Origin of the sequence: Paludisphaera rhizosphaerae (assembly GCF_011065895.1) — a bacterium.
Taxonomy (GTDB): Bacteria; Planctomycetota; Planctomycetia; order Isosphaerales; family Isosphaeraceae; genus Paludisphaera; species Paludisphaera rhizosphaerae.
Genome location: NZ_JAALCR010000008.1, coordinates 16,060 through 38,045, shown reverse-complemented (window position 1 = coordinate 38,045; position 21,986 = coordinate 16,060). Strand labels below are relative to the sequence as shown.

Genomic DNA, 21,986 nt, shown 5'->3' with positions numbered 1-21,986 from the left:
GTCAACCCATGGTGGTATTTGAGCAAGCCTCGTGATCATCCAGCAAGTGGGTAGCGAACATGGCATTCCTTTCTCGCGGATGTGAATTCCAGATATCCTGGAATCAAAAGGGATAACCAGCGGCATGGGGGCGGCTCAGGAAACGGCCGGACGGTCGTCGTCGTCGGGCGGCGTCGGCTTCGTCGGTTTGATCAGCCAGAGGCGGATCGTCAAACAGGCAAGGAACAGGACCGTGAACAGGGCGAGCAGGCCGTACATCCCCACCCATTCGACGGTGCGGTCGGGAGGCCATCCCGACCGCTCGCCGCCCGAAAGGAGCAAGGCCAGCGCGAACGGACCGCCGAAGCAGACCAGCGACATCAGCCCCAGCAGGATGTAGGCCGTCTGCATGGGGCTGGCCGGCTGCGACTTGCGCGGTTCGGCGGTCGGCTCGGTCATGATGACGACTTCGCCTCCCGGCGCTTCTCACGATTGACCAGACAGGTGCTGTGGAGCTTCTCCTCGGCGGCCTTCAACTCGGCGAGGATCGAGTCTGCGGCGGTCTCCAGCGGTACAGTCTTCGGCTCGGCCTCGGCCCGCCACTTGATCTCGATCTTCCCTTCCTTCAGCCCACGCTCGCCGATGACGACGCGGAGCGGGAAGCCGACCAGGTCGACGTCCTTGAACTTGAAGCCCGGACGCTGGTCGCGGTCGTCGAGGATCACGTCGAAGCCGGCGGCCGTGAGCTTTTGCTCGATGGCCTCGGCCGTCTCCATCACGGCGGCGTCCTTGACCTGGAGCGGCACGACGGCCACCTGGTACGGAGCGAGGTTCAGCGGCCAGATGATGCCGTTGGCGTCGTGGCCGGCCTCGACGGCCGCCGCGACGATCCGGTTCACGCCGATGCCGTAGCACCCCATGATGACGTCGACCTCGGTCCCCTTCTCGTCGAGGTAGGTCGCGCCCATCGCCTTGGAGTACTTCGTCCCCAGCTTGAAGACGTGGCCGATTTCCAGCCCCGCCTTGACGACCATCGCGGCCCCGCAGCGCGGGCAGGGGTCGCCCTCGTCGGCGTTGCGAACGTCGACGACGCGGTCGAGCTTGAAGTCGCGGCCGGGGACGACGCCCGTCAGGTGGACGTCGACCTCGTTGCCGCCGACCACGACCGTCTCCAGCGCGGCGACCGCCGGGTCGATGACGAGCGGGATCTTGATGGCGACCGGACCCAGGAAGCCGATCGGCGCCCCGGTGGACTTGAGGATCACGTCGGCGTCGGCCGGCGCGAGCGTCGCCGCGCCGAAGGCCCGGCGGACCTTGGCCTCGTTGGCCTCGTGGTCGCCCCGCAGCAGCACGGCGACTGGCTTGCCGTCGGCCACGTAGACCAGCAGCTTGCCCGAGGTCTTCTCTTCAACCTTGAGGAACGCGCAGACGTCCTTGATGGTCTTCTGGCCCGGGGTCGGCACGGCCTGGTAGGGCGGAGCGTCGGCGACGGCCTTCGCGGCCGGCTCCTTCGACGGGCCGACCTCGGCCTTCTCCTGGTTGGCGGCGTAGCCGCAGGAGAGGCACTGGATAACCTTGTCCTCGCCCGTCGAGCAGGGAACCATGAACTCGTGGGAGGCGTCGCCGCCGATCGGGCCGGACTCGGCCTCGACGATGACGTACGGCAGGCCGCAGCGGTCGAAGGTCCGGCAATAGGCCTCGTACATCGCGTCGTAGCTCGAGTTGAGCTGGTCGACGTCGGCGTCGAAGCTGTAGGCGTCCTTCATGATGAACTCGCGGGTTCGGAGGATGCCGAACCGCGGCCGGGGCTCGTCGCGGAACTTGGTCTGGATCTGATAGAGCGTGATCGGAAGCTGCTTGTAGGAGTTGATCAGGTCGCGGACGAGGTCCGTGATGACCTCTTCGTGCGTCGGCCCGAGGGCCATGTGGTGTCCGCCGCTGATGTTCAGCTTCATCAGCAGGTCGCCGAAGGTCTCGAACCGGCCGGACTCCTTCCACAGCTCGATCGGCTGGAGGGCGGGCATGAGGAGTTCGAGCGCGCCGGCGGCGTCCATCTCTTCGCGGATGATGGCCTCAGCCTTCCGAAGGACGCGGAGCCCCAGCGGCAGGTAGGTGTACGCGCCGGCCCCCAGTTGCCGGATCATCCCGGCGCGCATGAGCAAGATATGGCTGGGCGCGACGGCGTCGGCCGGGGTTTCCTTGAGCGTCGGGATCAGGGCGCTGGACCACCGCACGGGGGCGTTCCTCCGGGATTCTGGCCTGCAAGCTAGGGACGAAGTCGTCCCGAGCAGTCTACCAGATGGAGACGACCGAGGAGAGACGGGTTCACCTCGCAGACGCGGGGGCTTCCGGGGTTGCGGTTCCTTCTCGAACCACCACAGGCAGCGGCTGGGCCTCCTCGAAGTAGAGCACCGCCGAGGGGGGAAGGAATGCCTTGCGGCCGTCGGTCAGTTGAAGGACCAGCCAGTGCTGGAAGTGGTCGACGCCGTAGCCGTCGCTCGAGGACGAGAGCTTCAGATAGGTCGATCCTCCCGACCCTTCGCCGCGCGCCTCCGACTCGCCGATCTCAAGGCCCCGATCGGTGAAGCCCAGGAACATACAGCCTCGATAGACCGAAGGCTCACCCGATCGGAACGAGTAATACACGTCGTAGCGATTGCCGGGGCTGACGTGGAACGACGGTTGATCCGCCTTCTTCGTTTCGGGGCTGGGAGCCACGGCCCCCGCCGGCAGCTTCGGGGATGTCGCCACCAGCAGGCCCATCAGGGACGTGGTGCCGAGGACGAAGACTCCGAGAAGGATCAGTGCGTTCCGCATCATCGCCGATCTCCTGATGTCGATGGCCACTCGCCACGTCGTTGGCTTTGATTTTGGCTTCGATCGCTCCGAAGGCGAGCCTGGGTTTCAGTTGCAAGTTGCTATTTTCAAGCATGTTGCGGTTGTGCGATCAATGGCTTCGCTCGTCCGCATTTGCGTGTTTTCCAACACTGTGACAACGCCGCAGAGGCCGGATTTCAGAGGGGAGGTCATGTTGAGCCCTGCTCTGCCTCTGCGCCCCGTCACTTTCGGCTTCGACTGGGTCCGTTTGCTCATGCTTCGAGTCTCGACGACGAACGCAAGGCCTGGTATTCAGGCTATTTGCGACACGATGCGTTTGGCTTCGTTTGGCGATAAGCCGAGTCTCCTCCTCCACCAGCTAACTTCGGAACGCCCGTCCCGGGAGGCATACGGTCGGCGACCGTCTTGCGGTCGACGCACGCCGATGAGCGGCCATCGTCGTAAGCCGGCCGAGGTTCCGAAGGACTCGCGTCGGGAGTCTCTCCTTACTCGAAGTTTACCCCCAACACGGGATTTCTGTTCACAGGTCTCCACGGATTCGGGCGGGGACTTCAGAGGCCGACTGTGGTGGGTTCTCGTCCGGTCCGGGGACGCGAGCGGCGGGACTTTCTGCGAATCTCGATGGAACCCGATCATCGGTTGCGGGCAGACATTCGCAGACGCAAGTCGAACGACGAGGGCCGAGGATGGGCGAGCGCGACGGCGGATTGATCGCAGACCTGGACCGGCTGCTGAATCGGGGCGTCGAGCCTTCGGGCGACGGCGATCTTCTGGCTCGGTTCCGAGCCAACGGCGACCACGACGCGTTCGCGACGCTGGTGATGCGCCACGGGCCAATGGTCCGGGGCGTCTGCCGTCGGCTCCTGCGCGACGCCAACGACGCGGACGACGCCTTTCAGGCGACGTTCCTGGTCCTGGCTCGCAAGGGAGGCGGACTCCGCGACCCTGACCGGCTGGGCCCGTGGCTTTACGGCGTCGCTTCGCGCGTCGCCGCCAAGGCTCGGACCCGATCGGCCCGGCGGAAGGATCGGCCGCTGACCGACGACCTCCCGGCGCGGGACGACTTCCCCGCCGAGTGGTCCGACGTCCTGCCGATCCTCGACGCCGAGCTGGCTCAACTGCCGTCGAAGCAGCGCGAGGTCCTCGTAGCCTGCCTCCTGGGTGGGGCCTCCGAGCAGGAAGCCGCGAGGTCGTTCGGCTGCCCCGTCGGCACGGTCAAGAGCCGCCTCTCGCGCGGTCGCGAGACGCTCCGCGCCCGGCTCGTCCGGCGTGGGATCGCTCCCGCAACGGCCCTGGCGGCGGCTTCGGCCGAGTCGTTCGCGTCCAGCGTGTCCACCAACGTGATCCGCGCGACGATCGCGGCGGCCTCGGCGAAGGCGGAGGTTGCGCCCGCCGTCGCCGCCTTGATGAAGGGAGCCGTACCGATCATGAGCCTGAGATCAACCATCCTGAGTTTGGCCGTCGCCGGTGGCCTGGGCGTCGTCACGGTGGCGACCGCCTGGACAGGCGGCCCATCGGAGCAAGAACCGGCTAAAGCCATTGAGCCTCCCAAGAACGCCCCGGACGCTCTCCAGCGCCAGGCGTCCAACATGCGGGAGATTCTGAAGGCCCTTCGAGGCTACGAGTCGAAGACCGGAGCGTTTCCCGTCTCGGCGATCTACGGGAGCGATGGCGCTCCAAAGCTAAGCTGGCGGGTCGCCCTATTGCCCTATCTGAATGAGGAGGCTCTCTACCAGGAATTCCACCTCGATGAGCCCTGGGACTCTCCCCATAACAAGGCGTTGATCTCCCGAATGCCCACCGTCTATGAGACCCCGAATGCGCCGGCGCCCTTGGGATCAACCCGTTTCCGCGGTTTCTCTGACAGCCGCACAATGTTTCGTGACGGGGCTGAGCGTGACCGGAAGGGGGTGAAGCTTCAGGACGTGGTTGACGGTCAGTGGAATACCGTATTTCTGGCCGTTGCCGCCGACTCTCAAGAATGGACCAAACCAGGCGAGCTGCCATTCGCCTTTCCGACGCAGACGCTTCCCGCAGTGGACCTCAGCGATCAACGCAGAGCTATGCTCGGTATGGTGGACGGCTCCGTCCGGCGCCTCGCAGGGCCAGATGCGCGGCCCATCAATCCGATGAACCTGGGCGCCATGATCACGCGAAATGGAGGCGAAGTCGTCTTCCCCGAGTTCATGGGGGCCGTCGTCTTGGCTGGGGACATCCCGAGACCAGAGCCGAAGCCGGTCGGCATCGACGAGGATTCCGCGGCAGTCCAGGATCGCCTTCGGCGGATTGAGGAAAAGCTCGACCAGGTCCTCAAGAGACTCGACGGCGACAAGCCCTGAGGGGTGATCTTTCCCTGGCTTGTGTTCGAAACGCCGAAGGCCGGCGGTGTGGCATAGAAACCACACCGCCGGCCTTCTTGCGTTAAGTCAGTTCGCCATCGTCCCGAACCTCGGCGCAGGCCCTGTCGTGCTCCACGTCAGCCATCGGGCGCGGCCTGTTGCACAGCGGGCATGAGGTCGTTGAACTCTTCGATTCGGAGCATGCGGATGTCGCGAACGGAGGCGGCGAACCAGGGCAGCACTCGGGCCAGTTCGATCGCCGCCAGGACGCATGTGACGGCATTGATGTTCTCACCGCCGAAATAGACGCTCCCCTGCTGCCAATTGAACCCCTGGCGCTGGAGAACCTTGCGAATCTCAGCATAGGCGTTGTTGTAAGGGTCGCCGTAGTTGAGCTTGAGCGAATCGATGTCCATGTCGAAGGAGATCGCGTACACCCGTCCTCCCTTCGTCGGGATCGTCGGAAACGGATTCAGGCTTTGCGTCGCCTGCTGTTTGACGAGCGTCTGGGGTGCCATGACGCGACTCCCTCCCGCTGGAGATCAAATGACGGGGCCGGCCGACTCACACCCGATTGTACAGGGCAGGCTGAAACACGTCATCTCGACGGCCGACGAATCCTTCGAAACGCCGAAGGCCGGCGGTGTGGCATAGGAACCACACGGCCGGCCTTCTTGCGTTGAATCAGTTCGCCGGGGCGAGGGTCACCAGGCGAAGTGGGCGAAGGCCTTGTTGGCTTCGGCCATGCGGTGAACGTTCTCGCGGCGGGTGACGGCGGCGCCTTCGCGGTTGAACGCGGCGATCAGCTCGTCGGCGAGCTTGATGTGCATCGGGCGGCCCTTCTTCTCGCGGGCGGCCATGAGGACCCAGCGGATGGCCAGGGTCTGCTGGCGGGTCTTGTTGACCTGCATCGGGACCTGGTAGGTGGCGCCGCCGACGCGCTTCGAGCGGACCTCGATGATCGGCTTGACGTTCTCGATCGCGCGGGTGAAGACGTCGATCGGCTCCTCGTTGGGGAGCCGCTTCTGGATCAGCTCGACGGCGTCGTAGAAGATCTTCTGGGCGACGCTCTTCTTGCCGTCGTGCATGACGCAGTTGATGAACTTGCCGGCCAGCTTGGACCCGAACCGCGGGTCGGGCCGGAGGTGGGTCTTGCTCGCCGTGAACTTGCGGGCCATGAATGTCGATCCTGCGGAATAAGGGGCACGAGGAGTACGGGGAGATCCGTCGCCGTCGGCGCGAGCCTGGGCTCAAAGCGGGCCGGGGCGACGGGGGCGACCGGTGTCAGGTCTTACTTCTTCTTGGGGGCGCCCTTGGCGGGGGTGCCGGCCTTCTTCTTGGGGGCGCCGTACTTGGAACGGGCCTGCTTGCGGTCGCCGACGCCCTGGCAGTCGAGCACGCCGCGGACGATGTGGTAGCGGACGCCCGGGAGGTCGCGGACGCGGCCGCCGCGGATCAGCACGATCGAGTGCTCTTGCAGGTTGTGACCCTCGCCGCCGATGTAGGCGGTGATTTCCTTGCCGTTGGAGAGCCGCACGCGGGCCACCTTGCGGAGGGCCGAGTTCGGCTTCTTGGGGGTCATCGTCTTGACCTGCAGGCAGACGCCCCGCTTGAACGGGCACCCTTCAAGGACCGGCGACTTCGTCTTGTACTGAACGGGCCGGCGCGGCTTGCGAACGAGCTGATTGATGGTCGGCATAAGTCTTCGTCGTTTCCCTGGTCGTCCTTGCTTGGTCCTGGTGCGGCCGCCGGCCGCTGGGGCCAGGAACGACCGAATTCGCCGCGAGGCGGGCGGCTCCGTAGAACCCGCGACGTGTCGGCCCGAGACGATTCTGCGTTCGGACGACGCTCCCCGGTCGGATTCAGGCGGTCTATCCCGAGCCAAAGCAACTAGTTTAGCGATCGCGCCGGGACTGTCAAGGCGATTGACATAAGGTTTCCCCCGCCTATATGCTCGCCCGGGCCAAGGATCGCCCCCCGCACGACACGATGGAGCGTCGATTGATCCGGGTCGCCTGCCTCTACGACATGAACGCGTGTTACGCCCCGACTGGCGTCACACGACACGCACTCGCTCAGATCGAACGGCTCGCCGCGCGGCAGGACGTGGATCTTACGCTCGTCTCGGGCAAGATCGCGCGCCCTGAGGGCCGGGAATACTGGGAGGCCCTGAACGGGGTCCCTCGACGCGAGCTGTCCGTCCCGACCCGGCACCTGCTGCGGTGGTGGCGGTTGGCACCGCTCCCTCCGATGGAGTGGCTTTCGGGGCCGGTCGACTGGATCTACTGCCCGGCCGAGTTCCACGTCGCGCGTCGCCAGGCGCGCGTCGCCGTGACCAGCCATGACGTTTTGCAGGGGTTTCGGTTCGGATCGGAGCGACTCCGCAAGAACATGTCCGAGGCGTTGCGGCGAGCCGACCTGGTCCTCTCGGTCTCCGAGTTCAACACGGCGAGGCTGCTGGAAGCTCTCCCCGAGTGCGCGGGGAGGATCGCCTACGTCCCCAACGCGGCCGACGACCTCTTCTTCGAGCCCGCACCGGACATCGACAGGGCGGGCGTTCGCTACGACCTGGGCCTGCCGGCGGGCGTCCCCTTCCTGCTCTCGGTCGCCAACTTCCAGCCCCGGAAGAACCTGGCCCGCCTGATCCGAGCCGCGGCGACGCTGCCGGAAGTCGCCTCGGGGGATCTGGCCCTCGTGATGCTGGGCTCGGGCGTTCCCGAGGAGGAGCGAGCCCTGCGGGACGAGATCGCTCGACTGGGCGATTGGGCCTGCGTCCGGCTCCCCGGCTATCGCCAGGGTGAGGCCCTCCGCGCCATCTACGCCGAGTCGACCGCCCTTGTCTTCCCGTCTCTCTGCGAGAGCTTCGGAATTCCGGTCGTCGAGGCCATGGCCCAGGGCGTCCCCATCGCCCTGGCCGACTCCACCGCCCTCCCCGAAATCGGCGGCGCAGCCGGCTGGTACTTCAATCCCGAAGACGAGGAGTCGATCGCCTCCACCCTCCGCAACCTGCTCGATCATGCCGAAGATCGAGCCCGCCTCTCCACCATCGGCCTGCAAATCGCCTCGCGATACCGTTGGGACGCGGCGAACGAGCGGCTCGTCGCGGCGCTGTCCAAACACTTCTGAATCCGACCAAACCTCCTCCATCCGTCACGTCTCGGCCGAGACGTGTTCGGCGTCGGGGCGATCGGACCACCAGTCGGAGGCGGGGGCGGGGTCGTCGGCGGGGCGAGGGCGTTTGGGGGCCGGAGGATCTTCGGGCTCGGGGGGGTCGTACCCGCCGAGCGACCAGACCAACTCGCAGTTGTGGTGGACGTCCAGCATCGTCAGCGTCTGCACGGCGCGGAGGATCAGGATCTGGTCGCTCCAGAGGTCGGTCTTGAGCAGGACGTCCATCAGGCGGCTGCGGACCTCGGCCCAGGGATCGACTCCCCCCTGCCCCAGCACGACCCGGAACCAGCCCCGGCAGACGCGACGGTGCCGACGCAGGAGTGAGACGATCCGCTTGCGGGCGGCGGCGTCATACCCGGCGAACGCGGGGAGGTCGAACAGTCGCTTCGGCGAGGGGATCAGTCGCGGGGCCGGCCGCCAGAGCCTCCGTGCGTTGACGACCGGATCGGGGAGGCCGGGAGGCAGCCGCTTCAGGTCGGACGTCGGGTCGGCGGCGTAGTCGGCCAGCATCGTCAGCCCCTCCATCGAGAGGGCGAGCGTCGCGACGTCGTCGTGGTCGAGCACACAGGCGGCGACCAGCGCGCGGAGGGCCTCGCTGGCCCGGTTCGCCAGGTAGGGGATCTCGTCCGCCAGGAAGCCGGGAAGCTCGCCGAGCGTCCAGCCGAACCGCGAGAGCCAGCGGCCCGTCCAGGCCAGCCGGCGCTGGTGGTCGCGGCGAATCCCCTCGGCGACGATCCGGTCGCGACGCGAGGCCCCGATGAAGTCGAGGTCGGCCTCCATCGCCGAGTCGAAGCCCATGACGGTCGGTGAGGTCGGCAGTTGCAGCCCCAGGTATTCGACGTCCAGCCGAGCCCGCAGCCAGAGCGAACCCATGAACACAGGCTTGCGCATTCGGTGGATCTTGCGGTGGGCCGCCGCATAAGCGTCGGCCGGGATGTCGCGGTCGCGGACGACGCGGGGGTTGAGGATCTGATGGACGCCGTCGTAAACGCCTCGGACGGCGATCCAGATGCTTTTGAAGAAGGCCGCCGCCACGACGATCGGGAAGAAGACGATCCGACCGCCCGACAGCCGGGCCTCGTAGAAGGCGTAGGGGTTGATCGTCCGCTCCGCCTGCGGGAGGTCCTGCAGCGGGAAGCTCCAGAACGCCCGCCGGACGTTCTGCTGGCGGTCGTGGTGCAGCAACTGAGCCACCTGGGGCCCGAACCGTTCGAGGATCTCCGCATCCCGCGCAGGATCCTGGGCCAGGAAGTCGATTGCGGTGAACTCGACCGTCTCCAGAAAGGCCAGCGTCTCCTGCCGTCGGGCTGTCGCCGACGCGGTCGGCGACGGTTCCGAAGAGGTTTCGGCGCCGTTAGGCGCGGGGAGACGGACGTGGTCGGGCGGGATCCGCAGGCGGCCCCCCAGCCATCGCTGATACTCGCGGCGACGCTCCGGCGGCGAGCACGCCAGGCGGTCCAGCGGTACGGCGTTGGCGTTGTAGTCCAGCAGCAGGACGGCCGTCTCCTGGACGATGATCCGGGTGATGTAGTTGAACCAGAGATAGGGCCCGCCCAGCAGGCCCCCCGCCCGACTCAGGTCCAGGTTTCCCATCGCCCGGGCCTCGCGGCGGACGAACTCGATCCGGCTCCGCCTGAGGTTCGAAAGGGCCAGGTTTCCCAACAACTGCACCGAGGTCTTCACGTCGTTGCGGTGGAAGGGCGAGCCGTCCAGGTAGTCCTGGTACAGAAGCCGGATGTTCCGCAGGAACGACAACTCCCGGTTCGGGAATGAGGTCTGTCGGCTCGCGAAGACGGCCTCCACGTCGGCCGCGGCCGTCGGGCGATCGCGATAGAGGTCCGGGTCGAGGTCGTCCGACGAACGCAGGGCGATCTCCGGGTCGACGACGCGTTCGGCCAGGAATCGAGCATCCTGCTGGGCGCGGCGGGTCTTGAACATCTTGGTCTGGGCGGCGAACTGGGCCTCGACGATCCGCTCGCAGAAGTCGGCCGATTGGTTGGCGATCTTGCGGAGCCAGGCCCCCAGCGTCCAGAACCCCAGGCAGATGCAGCCCAGCACGATCACCGGCCACCCCAGCCGCTGCTGCACGGCGTCGATGAACGGGCGGAACGCGCTCAGGAAGCCGACGAGGTTGACGACCACGAACAGAAACAGGAACGCCGAGCCGAGGAAGAGCAAACGCTTGGCCGGCGTGCGCGTCGCGTTGACCATCGTCAGCCCCAGGCGGTCCAGGAAGATCGCCGGCGAGAGCGTCGCCTGGAGGTCGGCCAGGAAGTAGATCAGGTCGAGCGCCCGCTGGGTGGCGAAGCCCACGTAGTTCGCCGCCAGCGCCACGGCCTCCGCCGGCGATTTCTCGCGATGGGCGACCAGGTTGCGGATCAGCGGCAGGCGGCGGACGATCGGCGCGTCGAGAACCCGCAGGTAGGAGTCGACCGACCCCACGAAGGCTGGCCCCATTCGGTCGACGAGGGTCTCGGGCGTGAGCTGGATCAACTGTTCGACCAGGGACTCGACGGGGATCTCGCGGTCGTCGCGGTGCTCGCTGAGGGGCTCGATCAGGTGGTCGGGAAGGCGGCCCAGACGCACGGCCAGGTCGGAGAGCCTTCGGGTCGCCAGGGCGTCCTGCCGGTCGCGGTGAAGGCGACGTCCCAGGGCCGCCTCGGCGTTCTGAAGGTCGCCACGGAGTATTGCCAGGCGGTGGCGGTCGCCCGATTCGGCCTTCGGCGCGGCCTCGTGCTCGAAGAGGACGATGTTCCGGTTGAGCAGCCCGGCGTTCTTCCTCACCAGGCGGTCACTGAGCCGGAGAGCGAAAAGCCCCAGCCGTGCCAGGCGGACCACCGGCATCACGAGCCGGAGCTGCGAGAGGACTTCCAGGATGCGCGCGAACCGCAGGTAGCGCATCAGCCAGAACGTGTCGCCGCCGACGGGCGACGCCGCGTGCTCGGCGGCGATGTAGGCGAGGAACCCGAACGGCAGCGACGCCAGGAAGTCGATGACGAAATGCTGAAGGAAGTACGTCCCCTTCGCCGGGGCGAGCGCCCATCGCATCAGGAACTCGATCATCAGCCCGGAGCAGACCAGCAGGTCGAGCCACGCGAGGATTTCGCGACTGCGGGTCGTGAGCATCCCCGCGCGGTCGAGCAGCGTCTCGCCGAGGATCACGACCGTTAGGGCCGCGATCAGCACCAGCGCGGCGTTCTCCAGAAAGACGGCCCCGCGACGCCCGAAGATCGTATGCAGGCGGAGCGTCAGTAGCTTTTCCTGCCATTCGCCGCGGATGGTGGAGCGAAGGCGGCGGACGTCCGAGAGGGCGTCGTCCAGGCGGTGGACGTCCTCGGACGACAGGCGACGCTCCCCCTGGGCTCGCCGGCCGGCGCGACGGAGTGTCTGGATCGAGTCGGCCATCCGATCCATGTCTTCCTCGGCCGTCTCCAGCCGCAGGACGGCACGCCGCAGCGGGGCGTCCTGGAGGAAGGCCGTCATCTCGCCGAACTCGTCGCGGGCGTTCTGAACGATCTGCGAGCAGCTCTGCGACGCTTCGGCCGGGGGCATGGCGGCCAGGCTCTCGTCGATCCGATCGGCGACGGCCTCGCGACGTTCGCGCAGGGCCTCGGTCCAGGAGGCCGGATCGTCGGAACCCCGCTCGACGTCCAGGTCGACGGCCGATCGCGCGCCGGAGTCGGTCGCGTCGTCGGCCGGGTCGTTGACCGGCTCCATGGCGCCGACTCGGGCCTGGAGCCGCGACAGCTTGTTACGCACGGTCGCCAATCGCTCGGGCGAGGCCTCCACCAAAGCGACGTCCAACTCCCTGCGGACGCGCCGTTCCAGCAGCACGCCGCGCATCCGCTCGCAGCGAGCCCGCAGGGCCGCCCGGCGGGCGCGGGACTTGGGGCGGCGGGGTTCGTCTTCCAGCAGTCGGCGGATCTTGGCGAGCTCGACCTCGATCCAGGCGCCCGGTCCCGGCCCTGGCGTGTTCTCCAGACGGTCAAGGAGACCGCCGAACCACTCCAGGTCTCCTCGGAGGGCGTCCAATCCCAGGAGCCTGCGGAACGGGTCCCCCTCGTTGGAGAGTAGCCCCTGAAAGGCCGACCGCTCGCGGGCGATCCACTGTCGGAGCCGGGCCGCCATCATGCGGAGGGAGTCGCCCTCGGGCTCGGCCGCGGCGAGCAGATCGTCGATCGCCAGCCGGAGGTCCGCCAGCGCGCGGACGACGGCCCGGCGGAGCCGCTCGACGCCGTGCTCGTCGACCTGGACGTCGAGCGGGGCCCGCAGCCGCCAGCCGGCCTCGACGTGGGCGAGCATCCGGCCCAGCCTGGCGGCGCGCGCCGGCTCGCTCTCGGCCGCCGCCCCGGCCTCGCCCTTGCGGACCAGGGCTCGGGCCTGTTCGCACCACGCGCGTTCGTTCCAGACCACCTCGGCAGCCACTGGTCGGTCGCCCCTCGTCCGCCCGGGATGGAACCTCGCGGCCCATCATACCAGGTCGCACGCGCTCGCGCACCGATCGGCCGGCTCAGGCCGGCAGGTGTTCACGGAAGAATCGCAGCCAGTTGCCGTGGAAGACGGCGTCGATCGCCTCGGCGGGGTAGCCTCGCGAGGCGAGGATCGCGTCGAACTTCTGGAGGTCGGAGATCCGGTCCAGACCGGTCGGCGTTTGCTCCGTGCCGAAGCCGCCGTCCAGGTCGCTGCCGATCGCCACATTCCGCACGTCGCCCGAGAGCTGGCAGATGTGGTCGATGTGATCGGCCACCGCCTCGATCCCGACGACCTCGCGCGAGGTGGTGCGCCGAATCCAGCCGGCGGGATAGAGCATCCAGGCGTCGAGCGCCACGCCGATCACGGCGTTTCGGCCGATCAGCAGCTTGATCTGCTCGTCCGAGAACTGGCGCTGGGCCGGCACCAGCGCCCGGCAGTTGTTGTGGCTGGCGAGGACCGGCCCCGAGAAGGCGTCGAGAGCCTGGAAGAAGCCCTGGTCCGACAGGTGGGTGACGTCCAGGATCATCCCGAGTCGCTCGAACTCGCGGAGCAGCCGCAGGCCGTCCTCGGTCAGCGGGCCTTCCTCGCCGGTGCCGACCGCGTATCGGCTCGCGCCGTAGTGGGCCAGGTTGACCGAGCGGAGACCCAGATCCCACCATTCGGCGGCCTGGTCGGGCTCGACGATCGGGTCGGCCCCCTCCATGGCCAGGATGTAGCCGATGGGCGTCGTGTCGGGGGCGGCGGCCCACTGGTTCCAGTGGTCGTCCAGGTCGCCGCGCGTCCGGACCTGCCGCAGCAATCCCCGGCGTTCCAGCCGCTCGTAGTAGGCGAGCTGCCCCCGGCCGGCGGCCGAGGCCGCGTCCTGGACGCTCCAGTCGAGGTTGGCTCTCGGCGGCCCCTGGGAGTATGTGTCCCAGAGGCTCACGGCCTTGGCGCGGGCGAGGACGGTCGCCTGGCAGAGCCCCACGCCTCCCCGACGCATCTCGGGAAGGCTGACCGTCGCCCTTCCCCGCCCCGGGTGGTCGGACAGGTTCGCCTCGCGAGCGTTCATCGCATCGAGGTCGAGCGTGATGTCCCGATTCCAGCCCAGGGCGTTCCAGGCGAGGTCGAGATGGCCGTCGATCAGATGCCTCATCGTCGGCGCGCCTGGCGGGGACGTTCGCCCGTCACCCAGTAGGTGTGGGACGAATCCATGTAGTTGTCCACGATGTATCGAGCCCCGAAAACCGCCGCCAGGTTCAGGAGAACCACGAGATACGTCTCCCACTTCCCTAGCTCGAACAACCAGAAGAAGCCCACGACCATGACCGTCAACTCCGCCATGAGGGAGAAGAACGGGATCGGGACCCAGCAGGCGACTCCCTCGGCGAGCACGGTGATCGCGGCGATCTTCAGCCCGGCGACGGTGATCGGCCCGAAGTCGACCTCGATCAGCTTCGCGGCGACGACCAGCGCGACGATCCCGGCGGGAATCTGGATCAGGAGCTTCTGGAGCGAGCCCTTCACGGCGAACTGGGCGGCGTCCGGTCCGGCCACCTGATACGCCTCGGCCCCGATCAGCGCGAGGCCGACCAGGAGCATCAGGAACGGACTTCGGTAATGGTCCTTCGCACGCAGCATCGACGTCCTCCGGGCTTCCTGAAACGGCTCGCGGCCCGCATCGGCCGCCTCAACACTCTGCCAGAGCGCAGGGACGCCCGCAATGGAGGGCTCGCCGCGGCGGCCCTTGATGGCGCCTCCGCTGACCCCTAGAATCGGACGGCCCGGGGCGTCTCGGCGGTCGCGACCCCTCTCCCAGCACGCAGCCTCGCGAGAATCCCAACCATGGCCGAGCCCCGCGACGACGCCAACCCGCTTCGACAGGCTCTCCCCCGCGCCCAGGCGCCGCAGCCCTGCGCCATCGTCCTCTTCGGGGCGACGGGAGATCTCGCCCACCGCAAGCTCGTCCCGGCCCTGTATCACCTGTACCATCGGGGGAACCTCCCCTCCGAGTGCGCCGTGGTCTGCTTCGGGCGTCGCGACTGGACCGACGAGGACCTCCGCCGCGAGTACGAGAAGTCGCTCTCCGAGGAGGAGAAGGGGGACGACTTCAAGCAGGTCTGGCCCCAGTTCGCCTCCCGCCTGGTCTTCGTATCGGGGACGTTCGACGACGAGGATTCGTTCCAGCGGCTCAAGGCGAAGCTTGAGGAACTGGACGGCAGCCACGGCACGCGGGGCAACCGAATCTACTACCTGGCCGTCGCCCCCGAGTTCTTCAGCCCGATCATCGACCAGCTTGGCCGGGCGAACCTCGTCTATGAATCGCACCAGGAATCGCCCTGGAGCCGGGTCGTCATCGAGAAGCCCTTCGGCCACGACCTGGAAAGCGCCCGGGCTCTGAGCCGGGACGCCTCGCGGGTGCTGGACGAGAGCCAGATCTACCGCATCGACCATTACCTCGGCAAAGAGACGGTCCAGAACATCCTGGCTCTCCGGTTTGGCAACGCCATTTTCGAGCCGATCTGGAACCGTCGGCACGTCGCCTCGGTGCAGATCACTGTGGCCGAGGAAGTCGGCATGCCCGGCAACCGAGGGACCTACTACGACTCGGCCGGCGCGATCCGGGACATGGTCGAAAACCACATGCTCCAACTGCTCTGCCTGGTGGCGATGGAGGCCCCCGTCGACCTCTCGGCCGACGCCGTCCGGAGCGAGAAAGTGAAGGTCCTCCAGGCCCTCCCCCACTGGGATCCGAAGGACGTCTACGAGCACGTCGTCCGCGCCCAGTACACGGCCGGCTCCATCGACGGCAAGGAAGTCCCCGGCTACCTCCAGGAGAAGGGGGTCGCCCCTGACTCCAGGACCGCCCCCTACGTGGCCATGCGGTTGACCCTGAACAACTGGCGGTGGGCCGACGTTCCGTTCTTCCTTCGGACCGGCAAACGCCTCCCCAAGCGGGCGACCGAGATCGCCATCCAGTTCAAGAAGCCCCCCACGCAGTTGTTCGACGTGGAGCACGACGGCCCGGCGATCGGCAATCAACTCGTGCTGCGGATCCAGCCCAACGAGGGCGCCAGCCTGACCTTCGAGGCCAAGATCCCCGGCTCGCGGCGGCGGCTCCAGGAAGTCCGCATGGACTTCCGCTACGGCACCGCCTTCGCCGCGCCGCCGCCGGAGGCCTACGAGCGGCTCCTGCTGGACGTGATGCTCGGCGACCCCACCCTCTTCACCCGCACCGACGAGGTCGAGAACGCCTGGCGGTTCGTCACGTCGATCCTCGACGCCTGGCAGCAGCCCGACGCCCCCGCGCCCGTCACGTACCCCGCCGGCTCCTGGGGACCGCCCGAGGCTGACGAACTCGTCCGCCGCGACGGCGCCCGCTGGCGCCGGCTCTAAAAGACACGGTCGCCGGAGGCCTCTCCCATGTCCGTCGCCCTGTACGTCGACCGCCGGATGACCGAGCACAAGCCCCCGGCGGGCCATCCGGAGAAGCCCGAGCGGCTGGAGACGATCCTCCGCCACCTGAAACGGACGGGCCTGCTCGACGCCTGCCCCGCCGGGACCGTCCGCGAGGCGACCGACGATGAGCTGAGGCGCGTTCACTCAGCCGGCTACCTGGCCTCGCTGGTGGACGTCGACGCTCGCGGCGGCGGCTGCATCGAGGCCGACACCTGGATGTCCCGCGGTTCGCTCACGGCCGCCCGGCTCGCGGCCGGTGCGGCGATCGAGGCCGTCGGCGACGTCCTCTCCGGCAAGCATCCCCGAGCCATGGCGCTCGTCCGGCCGCCAGGGCATCACGCGATCCCCTCGGGGGCGATGGGCTTCTGTCTCTTCTCGAACGTGGCCGTCGCCGCCCGCGAGGCCATCGCCAGGCACGCCGTGAACCGGGTGCTGATCGTGGATTTCGACGTCCACCACGGCAACGGGACCCAGGACGTCTTCTACGAGTCGGCCGAGGTCGCCTTCCTCTCGGTGCATCGATTCCCGTTCTATCCGGGAACGGGCCGCAAGGACGAGACGGGAACCGGCCCGGGGCTAGGTCTCACGACCAACATCCCCCTCCCCTTTGGCACCGCGCCCGCCGACCTCCGCGCTGCGTTTCGGGCCGGGCTCCACGCCCTGGCCGATCGCCACCGCCCGGAGCTGGTGATCATCTCCGCCGGGTTCGACGCCATGGCCGAGGACCCGGTCGGCGGCCTGGGCCTCGACTTCGCGGACTTCGACATCCTCACGCGCGACGTCGTCGACGTCGCCGAAACCCACGCCAAGGGGCGGATCGTCAGCGTTCTGGAGGGCGGTTACAACCCATCCCTGCTGGCCGGCTGCGTCGAGACGCACTTGAAGGCCCTGGGAGCGGGGCCGGCTTGATTGAATTGAAGGGGAGGGAATACTGGCGGAATGACCCCGACGGGAGTCGAACCCGTGCTGCATGCGTGAAAGGCATGTCGTCTGATGCCCTAAATCCTTGCGTTCGAAGGATGTTGCGGATTCCAAGGAAGGCCCTTGCCCACCAATTGCCCCACCACAAACGTAAAGGGGTCGGAGACCCGAGGTTGTCCGCGTTGGTGGAGGCATGGCCCAACCTGCCGGAAGCCGTCAAGGCAGGGATCATCGCCATGGTAGATGCGTGTAAACCGCAAGCTAAATAGCTTCAGGCACCCAGACGGTCGCTGGCGGCAATCAGGATGCGGGAGAACACTGCATCAGGTTGAAAACGAGGAACTCTTCAAAGAAGCCGTGCAGGACAAGAGCTTACGTCGCGAGAATAGCCAAGGATCCCCAGAGCCCCTTTCTTGTTCACAGTGGATAAACAGCCTGTTTTCACTGGTTTGCCTGGCTGATTGGCACGCGATAGGGCCGGCTTCTGCTCAAACTCGTCTCATATATAAGGTCGAGGCTCTCCCCGCTCCGAGGACTGCGACCAGACGCGGTAATGTCGTGAAGTCGAAGTTCTCCTCATGGATGGGAACGACCCCTTATCGAAGCCGAGCCTCGCGGGAGGCGATCCGCCTTGACACTCAACGCCTATCCTCAAGAATCGCCCAACCCCTCGCGACAGGAATTAGACGCAGGGGATGCGGGACCTAAGACACCGCCTCAAGCCAGGAAGGCCGAGACGAGACTGATGGACCAGTCCACCCACTCCGCGATCGTGAACTTCATCTGGTCGATCGCCGACGACGTGCTGCGGGACGTCTACGTCCGGGGGAAGTATCGGGACGTCATCCTCCCCATGACGGTCATCCGGCGGCTGGACAGCCTCTTGGAGCCGACGAAGGATGCGGTCCTGAAGCAGAAGGAGATCCTGGACAAGGCGGGGATCGTCAACCAGGAGGGGCCGCTCCGACAGACGGCGGGCCAGGCGTTCTACAATGCGTCGCGATTCACCCTGCGTCGCCTGCTCGACAACCCCAAGCAGCTCCGGGCGAACTTCGTCGACTACCTGGACGGGTTCTCGGCGAACGTGCAGGAGATCGTCGACAAGTTCGACTTCCACAACCAACTCAAGAAGCTCGACCAGGCGGACGCCCTCGGTCACCTGATCGAGAAGTTCCTGTCGCCGAGCATCAACCTCAGTCCGCAGCCGGTTCTCGACGGCCAGGGGAATATCAAACTCTCCGGCCTGGACAACCACGGCATGGGGACAGTCTTCGAGGAACTGATCCGCAAGTTCAACGAAGAGAACAACGAGGAAGCGGGGGAACACTGGACGCCCCGGGACGTCGTCCGGCTGATGGCGAACCTGATCTTCCTCCCCGTCAACGGCGACATCCAGTCCGGAACCTACCTGGTCTATGACGGGGCGTGCGGCACGGGCGGAATGCTAACCGTGGCTGGCGAGGTGCTCACCGAACTGGCCGAGTCGCATGAGAAGAAGGCGTCGATCCACCTCTACGGCCAGGAGATCAACGCCGAGACCTATGCCATCTGTAAGGCCGACCTGCTGTTGAAGGGGGAAGGTCAGGAGGCGGACAACATCAAGTTCGGCTCCACCCTGGCGGCAGATGCCTACCCGTCGCATCACTTCGATTTCATGCTCTCGAACCCGCCCTACGGTAAGAGCTGGAAAACAGACCAGGAACGTATGGGCGGGAAGAAGGATCTCAACGATCCCCGATTCGTGATCCCGCACGGCGACGACCCGGAACTCTCCCTGGTGACTCGGTCGAGCGACGGCCAGCTCATGTTCCTGGTGAGCATGCTGAGTAAGATGAAGGACACCCCGTTGGGGAGTCGCATCGCCGAGGTCCACAACGGCTCGTCCCTGTTCACCGGGGACGCCGGGCAGGGGGAGTCCAACATCCGGCGTTGGATCATCGAGAACGACTGGCTGGAAGCCATCGTCGCCCTACCGCTGAACATGTTCTATAACACAGGCATCGCCACCTACGTTTGGGTCCTGACGAACCGGAAGGCGAAGAAGCGTCGCGGCAAGATCCAGCTCATAGACGCCACCACCTGGTTCGAGCCGCTCCGCAAGAACCAGGGGAAGAAGAACTGCCGGTTGGGCGAGGAGCACATCAAGCAGATCTACGACGCCTTTCACAACATGACGGAGTCCGAGCAATCGAAGGTCTTCCCCAACGAGGCGTTCGGCTACTGGAAGGTCACAGTGGAACGTCCCCTGCGGGTCGTCGGCATCGACCCCCACCAGCTCTACTCGCCGAAGGAGATCAAGACGTTCAAGGCCGAGGGCCGGGTAGACGAGTCCGGGGTCCCGGTCGCAAAGAAGGTCCACAAGAAGACTCTCCCTGACCCCTTGCACGGCCTCTTCGAGATCAAGGTCGGCGGCAAAACCCAGGTCGTCGAGTACGAACCCGACCCCGACCTCCGAGATTCCGAGCAAATCCCCCTCCTGGAAGACGGCGGTGTCGCGGGCTTCCTCCAACGCGAGGTGCTCCCCCACGTCCCCGACGCCTGGGTCGACCCATCCAGCACGAGGACCGGGTACGAGATCTCGTTCGCCCGGCATTTCTACAAGCCGCCCCAACTTCGGAGTCTGGCGGAGATCCGAGCGGATATTGAGGCGTTGGAGCGGCAGACGGAGGGGCTGCTTCAGGAAATCTTGGTGGATGTGGAGGCGGCAAACGGATGAGCAGCCTTCGGCCATATCCAAAGTACCAGAAGGCCAACCTATCGTGGGCCGGATCCGTTCCGGCACATTGGGATGTTCGCCGGACCAAATACGTCCTTCAAGAGAGGAACCAGAAGGGATTTCCTGACGAACCACTTCTGGCTGCGACGCAGACCCGAGGAGTCATTCGGAAAAGTGACTTCGAGACTCGCACGGTGGTGGCGTCCAAAGACCTTCACCTTCTGAAGCTGGTCTGCGTCAATGATTTTGTGATCAGTCTCCGCTCGTTCCAAGGCGGAATCGAGTACGCTCGGCACAGGGGGATCATCAGTCCTGCTTATACGATTTTGCGTCCAACGAATCCGCATCACCATGGCTATCTCGCATGGCTCTTCAAGGCTGCACCATACCTGAGCAATTTGACCCTCCATGTAACTGGCATTCGCCAAGTCCAGAACATCGACTACTCAGGCCTCAGCCGTTCCAGCTTGCCTGTTCCCCCGCTCGACGAACAGACCGCCATCGTTCGTTTCCTGGATCATGTCGACCGGAAGATCCGCCGGTTCATCCAAGCCAAGCGGCGGCTCATCGAGCTTCTCCAAGAAGAGAAGCAAACGCTCATTGAACAACGAGTTACGAGAGGCATGTCAGCCTCCCACACGCTCTCGGCAACGAATGCCGCCTGCCTCGACATGATACCGGCATCTTGGCGACTCACTCGTCTTCGCTCGATCGTCAGACGAATTGACCAGGGAGTTAGTCCACAGGCCGAATCACGAAAAGCCGAGGACGCAGGAAGTTGGGGTGTTCTGAAGTCCGGCTGCGTCAACCATGGGGTCTTCAGAGATACCGAGCACAAACGCCTTCCAGACGGCTTTCGGATCGATCCTAGAATTGTGGTCAACGTCGGCGACCTCTTGGTTTCGCGAGCTTGCGGCTCCCCCAAGCTTGTTGGATCGACCGGACGAGTTGCTTCGCTTCGATATCGGCTCATTCTGTCGGATAAAACGTTTCGCCTCATCCTCAAGGAACAAGAACTAGCCGAGTTCATCCTGCTCGCCATGAATTCCCGCTACTATCGTACTCAAGTCGAACAAGCCATAAGCGGTGCGGAAGGCCTTGCTAACAACCTGCCACTGTCATCGTTGAGAGACATGTGGTTCGCCATACCTCCCATAGAAGAAGCAGCAGAAATCGTTGCATCGGCAGGTCTTGAAACAAGTCAAATCGAGTCAACGATTGTCTCTACCCGTCAACAGATAGATCTCCTGATGGAGTACCGCAACCGCCTCCTCGCTGACGTCGTGACCGGCAAACTCGACGTCCGCGAAGCCGCCGAACGCCTCCCACTGGAGTTGGATGAGTTCGAAACCGGAGGCGAACCCCTCGACTACGAGGACACGGAAGAACTCGACGACGAAACCTCCGAACTGGTCTCGGCCTCCGCCGACGAGGACTGACCCATGAGTCCTCCTCCCCGCCGGCTACAGATCTTCCACATCACTCACGGCAAGCACCTGGAGCGGATCATCTCTGAGGGCTGCCTGTGGTCGGATGCGGAGATCTTCGCCCGGGGTGGGCCGGAGAAGCCGATCGGGATGGCGAAGATCAAGAAGCGGAGGCTTGAACAGCAGGTCGTCCACTGCCATCCGGGAACGAAGGTCGGGGAGTACGTGCCGTTCTACTTCTGCCCCCGGTCGGTCATGCTCTACCTTCTGAGCATGAAGAACCACCCGGACATCACGTACCGAGATGGCCAGCGACCGATCCTGCACCTGGTCGCCGATCTACACGAGGTGGTCGCGTGGGCTGAAGGTCAGCGGCGAGCCTGGTCGTTCACCAACGGCAACGCGGGGGGCCAGCTCTATCAGTCGTTCAACGACCTGGCCGATCTCAGCCAACTGAACTGGGAGTACATCGCCAGCGACGACTGGCGTGAGCCTGAAGTCAAAGAAGCCAAGCAGTCCGAATTCCTGGTCTTTGGGTCGTTCCCCTGGTCGCTGGTCCGGACGATCGGCGTTCTGGATGAGAAGCTCGCCGCGAGGGTACGTGAGATCGTGGCGAAAGCCGATCACCGGCCGGATGTCGAAGTTCAGTCCAGATGGTACTATTGATCAAATGGTCAACTTGGG

General features: G+C 65.8%; 16 protein-coding genes. 7 read left to right on the top strand and 9 right to left on the bottom strand.

The window, feature by feature from the left end; all coding sequences use genetic code 11:
* Nucleotides 1-135 precede the first annotated feature (135 nt).
* The 3 genes from G5C50_RS11895 to G5C50_RS11885 form a co-directional block, all read right to left on the bottom strand.
* The gene (locus G5C50_RS11895) at nucleotides 136-438 is read right to left on the bottom strand and encodes a hypothetical protein (RefSeq protein ID WP_165069387.1); all 303 of its coding nucleotides are present in this window, start codon (nucleotides 436-438) and stop codon (nucleotides 136-138) included.
* Nucleotides 435-2,213: a proline--tRNA ligase gene (locus G5C50_RS11890; RefSeq protein ID WP_165069385.1), complete on the bottom strand. Its 1,779-nt coding sequence runs from the start codon at nucleotides 2,211-2,213 to the stop codon at nucleotides 435-437. Before G5C50_RS11890 ends, G5C50_RS11895 begins: the two co-directional genes overlap by 4 nt.
* Nucleotides 2,214-2,304: 91 nt before the next feature.
* Nucleotides 2,305-2,799 (bottom strand): hypothetical protein, encoded by a 495-nt coding sequence (locus tag G5C50_RS11885; protein WP_165069382.1) that lies wholly within the window; start codon nucleotides 2,797-2,799, stop codon nucleotides 2,305-2,307.
* Nucleotides 2,800-3,503: 704 nt separating this feature from the next.
* Between G5C50_RS11885 and G5C50_RS11880 the strand changes: the two genes are divergently transcribed.
* Nucleotides 3,504-5,156 (top strand): sigma-70 family RNA polymerase sigma factor, encoded by a 1,653-nt coding sequence (locus tag G5C50_RS11880; protein WP_165069380.1) that lies wholly within the window; start codon nucleotides 3,504-3,506, stop codon nucleotides 5,154-5,156.
* A 137-nt stretch (nucleotides 5,157-5,293) separates the two neighbouring features.
* Here G5C50_RS11880 and G5C50_RS11875 read toward each other — a convergent pair whose 3' ends face one another.
* From G5C50_RS11875 to rpsL, 3 genes are all read right to left on the bottom strand, one after another.
* Nucleotides 5,294-5,674, bottom strand: a complete 381-nt coding sequence (locus tag G5C50_RS11875; RefSeq protein WP_206107664.1) for a virulence protein — start codon at nucleotides 5,672-5,674, stop codon at nucleotides 5,294-5,296.
* 186 nt (nucleotides 5,675-5,860) lie between these two features.
* Entirely contained in the window at nucleotides 5,861-6,334 is a 474-nt protein-coding gene (gene rpsG, locus G5C50_RS11870; RefSeq protein ID WP_165069377.1) for a 30S ribosomal protein S7, read from the bottom strand.
* Between the two features lie 113 nt (nucleotides 6,335-6,447).
* Entirely contained in the window at nucleotides 6,448-6,855 is a 408-nt protein-coding gene (rpsL, locus tag G5C50_RS11865) for a 30S ribosomal protein S12 (RefSeq protein ID WP_165069374.1), read from the bottom strand.
* Between the two features lie 290 nt (nucleotides 6,856-7,145).
* On the opposite strand from rpsL, the gene G5C50_RS11860 reads away from it, so the two are divergent.
* Nucleotides 7,146-8,282, top strand: coding sequence for a glycosyltransferase family 4 protein (locus G5C50_RS11860; RefSeq protein WP_165069911.1), 1,137 nt, complete (start codon nucleotides 7,146-7,148; stop codon nucleotides 8,280-8,282).
* Nucleotides 8,283-8,306: 24 nt separating this feature from the next.
* Here G5C50_RS11860 and G5C50_RS11855 read toward each other — a convergent pair whose 3' ends face one another.
* The 3 genes from G5C50_RS11855 to G5C50_RS11845 all read right to left on the bottom strand — a co-directional run bounded on the left by G5C50_RS11855 (nucleotide 8,307) and on the right by G5C50_RS11845 (nucleotide 14,420).
* A complete protein-coding gene (locus G5C50_RS11855) occupies nucleotides 8,307-12,752 on the bottom strand; it encodes an ion transporter (protein WP_165069372.1) in 4,446 nt (1,481 codons plus the stop codon).
* Nucleotides 12,753-12,837: 85 nt separating this feature from the next.
* Nucleotides 12,838-13,935, bottom strand: a complete 1,098-nt coding sequence (locus G5C50_RS11850; protein WP_165069369.1) for a dipeptidase — start codon at nucleotides 13,933-13,935, stop codon at nucleotides 12,838-12,840.
* Nucleotides 13,932-14,420 (bottom strand): hypothetical protein, encoded by a 489-nt coding sequence (locus G5C50_RS11845; protein ID WP_165069367.1) that lies wholly within the window; start codon nucleotides 14,418-14,420, stop codon nucleotides 13,932-13,934. The genes G5C50_RS11850 and G5C50_RS11845 overlap by 4 nt, the downstream gene beginning before the upstream one ends.
* A gap of 204 nt (nucleotides 14,421-14,624) precedes the next feature.
* On the opposite strand from G5C50_RS11845, the gene zwf reads away from it, so the two are divergent.
* The 5 genes from zwf (at nucleotide 14,625) to darT (ending at nucleotide 21,968) form a co-directional block, all read left to right on the top strand.
* On the top strand, nucleotides 14,625-16,175 hold the full coding sequence (gene zwf / locus G5C50_RS11840) for a glucose-6-phosphate dehydrogenase (RefSeq protein ID WP_165069365.1): 1,551 nt from the start codon (nucleotides 14,625-14,627) through the stop codon (nucleotides 16,173-16,175).
* A gap of 27 nt (nucleotides 16,176-16,202) precedes the next feature.
* Nucleotides 16,203-17,147 carry a histone deacetylase family protein gene (locus G5C50_RS11835; protein WP_165069362.1) on the top strand — a complete coding sequence of 315 codons (945 nt, stop codon included), beginning with the start codon at nucleotides 16,203-16,205 and terminating at the stop codon, nucleotides 17,145-17,147.
* Nucleotides 17,148-17,904: 757 nt separating this feature from the next.
* Nucleotides 17,905-19,875 (top strand): type I restriction-modification system subunit M, encoded by a 1,971-nt coding sequence (locus G5C50_RS11830; RefSeq protein WP_165069360.1) that lies wholly within the window; start codon nucleotides 17,905-17,907, stop codon nucleotides 19,873-19,875.
* A complete protein-coding gene (locus tag G5C50_RS11825; protein ID WP_165069358.1) occupies nucleotides 19,872-21,314 on the top strand; it encodes a restriction endonuclease subunit S domain-containing protein in 1,443 nt (480 codons plus the stop codon). The genes G5C50_RS11830 and G5C50_RS11825 overlap by 4 nt, the downstream gene beginning before the upstream one ends.
* 3 nt (nucleotides 21,315-21,317) lie before the next feature.
* The gene (gene darT / locus G5C50_RS11820) at nucleotides 21,318-21,968 is read left to right on the top strand and encodes a type II toxin-antitoxin system toxin DNA ADP-ribosyl transferase DarT (protein ID WP_165069356.1); all 651 of its coding nucleotides are present in this window, start codon (nucleotides 21,318-21,320) and stop codon (nucleotides 21,966-21,968) included.
* Nucleotides 21,969-21,986: the final 18 nt, after the last annotated feature.